Source organism: Mesorhizobium sp. M3A.F.Ca.ET.175.01.1.1, assembly GCF_004791945.1.
Taxonomy (GTDB): Bacteria; Pseudomonadota; Alphaproteobacteria; order Rhizobiales; family Rhizobiaceae; genus Mesorhizobium.
Map to the genome: position 1 here is coordinate 1 of NZ_SRTP01000132.1, position 371 is coordinate 371.

Sequence of the window (371 nt, forward strand, 5' to 3'; positions counted from 1 at the left end):
GCAGGGTCAGCTGGTCGCAGTGCATCCGGCCTATGACGCGCAGTTCGACGGTTTCGCGCCGGCGGCGGTGCACAACAATCCGAAAGCCAGGCAGAAATGGGCCCTGGCGTCATGGCTGACCAATAGCGCGCCTTGTCGGCCCGATGCCAGACCGTATTCTGGCGCCCGTCGAGCCGATGCGTTGAGCCAGGCAGGGATAAACGGCGGCGTGCAAAGGGCTTCGGCGCCGCGCTTAATGCAAGTCGCCCAAATTGCGCGGCGGTTTTGGGAGAACGAGATGCATCAAAACAAAGGGTTGAAGCGCGTCGCCCGAACCCGTTTCTGCGCGGCGCGCTTTAATGTCCCGTCTTCAATATGCCGGCCACCTTGGC

General features: G+C 62.5%; 1 pseudogene. It reads left to right on the top strand.

Features of this window, described 5'->3' with window-relative positions:
* A pseudogene (locus EN818_RS34105) lies at positions 1-371 on the top strand (hypothetical protein); the annotation flags it as partial.